General features: G+C 65.0%; 3 protein-coding genes. 1 reads left to right on the top strand and 2 read right to left on the bottom strand.

Annotated features, from left to right (window positions below):
• Both EOA24_RS37145 and EOA24_RS37140 read right to left on the bottom strand, forming a co-directional pair.
• Positions 1-833, bottom strand: an 833-nt coding sequence (locus tag EOA24_RS37145) for a site-specific tyrosine recombinase XerD (protein WP_133374862.1), incomplete at its 3' end; no start/stop codon positions are given.
• Between the two features lie 13 nt (positions 834-846).
• Positions 847-999, bottom strand: a complete 153-nt coding sequence (locus tag EOA24_RS37140) for a hypothetical protein (RefSeq protein WP_042643428.1) — start codon at positions 997-999, stop codon at positions 847-849.
• Positions 1,000-1,189: 190 nt separating this feature from the next.
• Between EOA24_RS37140 and EOA24_RS37135 the strand changes: the two genes are divergently transcribed.
• Positions 1,190-1,675: shikimate kinase (locus tag EOA24_RS37135; RefSeq protein ID WP_127410775.1), on the top strand; the 486-nt coding region annotated here is incomplete at its 3' end.

Below are 1,675 nucleotides of genomic sequence, written 5' to 3'. Positions count from 1 at the left end.
ATGTCGGCATGGCCAAGGAGTTGCTGAACGGCTCTGAGATCGGCGCCGTTCTGCAGGAGATGGCTGGCAAAAGCATGGCGAAGCACATGCGGCGAGATTTTCGCCGCAGCTATCCCCGACCGAGCCGCCAAGTCCTTGAGATCGCGGGCGAAAACCTGCCGGGAAAGATGGCCGCTGTCGGAGGAGGCGGGAAACAGGAACGGGCTCTCGGCAAAGGCCGGGCGCTCGGCCCTTGCGGCAAGCCAGGCGCGCATGGCCGTGCGCGCCTTGGCCGACAGCGGCACCATGCGTTCCTTGTCGCCCTTGCCGCGCACCATGAAGAAGCGGTCGTCACGCAGCGCCACCGTCACCGGGAGGCCGACCAGCTCCGACACGCGCAGGCCCGTGGCGTAGAGCACCTCGACCAGCGCGTGCAGGCGCAAGGCGGCCATCCGGTCGCCATCCGGACCAGCTTCGCCGGCTTCGTGCGCCGCCCGGTCGAGCAGGCGGCCGGTCTCGGCCTCGCTCATCGTCTTCGGCAGCGGCCGGCCCTTGCGAGGGCTGTCCAGCGTGCCGGTCGGGTCGTCGCCGCGCAGGCCCTCGGCGTAGAGGAATTTGAAGAACTGGCGGATCGCCGACAATTTGCGCGCCTGCGATGTCGGCGCGAAGCCACGCGCGGCAATGTCGTCGAGATAGGCGCGGATGTCGGCCGATCCGGCGCCCGCAAGTCCGCCCTTGATCGCTTCGGAAGCGTCCTCGAGATCGCGGCGGTAGGAGGCAAGCGTGTTCTCGGCCGCCCCCCGTTCGGCGCTCATCATTTCGAGGAAGGCTTCGATGCGGGCGGCGCTGTTCATCGGGCCGGGTTTGTCAATTCTTCTTGGGGTTGAGCTTCTCGGCGGGAATGCGGATGCTCATTTCCGCTTTTTTGGGCTCCACGAACATCGCCAGCGCGAACATCGCGCCATAGGCAATACCCGCAAGAACCGCCAGCGTCACGACGAAGCGAAACAAAGTCGGCATTCAAATTTCGCCCGTCTTGTTGTTCTGCGTTTCCAAAGCCCTGTGCCCTTATGGGACGCCAAACTGGGCAATTCAAGGACGAAGGATTCCGGTCGCCGCAGGTTTTTGCCGGAAAGGCTTCGGACCCGTTCGTGCACCCGCGCTTGACGCAAACAGGCTTTTGATGTCGATACGGCGCAAAGAGGCCCCGATGAACGCTGTGCCACCAAATCCGACGGACGAAGGCTGTGCCGCGCTGGTCGAACGGCTCGGCAGCCGTTCGATCGTCTTCGTCGGACTGATGGGGGCTGGCAAGACGGCGATCGGCCGCAAGGTGGCGACGATGCTGTCGCTGCCCTTCATGGACAGCGACCAGGAGATCGAAAGCGTCTCGCGCATGACGGTGCCGGAACTGTTCGAGCGCTATGGCGAGCCGGAATTCCGTGCGCTGGAGCAGCGCGTGATCCTGCGCCTGCTGGAGAACGGCCCGCAGGTGCTGTCGACCGGCGGCGGCGCCTTCATGAACGCGCAGACGCGCGAGGCTATATCGGCGCATGGCGTGTCGGTCTGGCTGAAGGCCGATCTGGACCTCTTGATGGAGCGCGTCTCCAAGAAGCAGAACCGGCCGCTGTTGAAGAACCCCGATCCGCGCGCCGTGCTGGAAAAGCTGATGGGCGAGCGTTATCCGGTCTATGCC

Source organism: Mesorhizobium sp. M2A.F.Ca.ET.039.01.1.1 (assembly GCF_003998035.1).
Lineage (GTDB): Bacteria > Pseudomonadota > Alphaproteobacteria > Rhizobiales > Rhizobiaceae > Mesorhizobium.
Note: the sequence above shows the minus strand (reverse complement) of the source record. Positions and strands in the feature narration are given on the sequence as shown.

Bases quoted from the DNA above. Each gene is read 5' to 3' on its own strand.
- EOA24_RS37140 (WP_042643428.1), bottom strand. From the start codon at position 999: ATGCCGACTTTGTTTCGCTTCGTCGTGACGCTGGCGGTTCTTGCGGGT.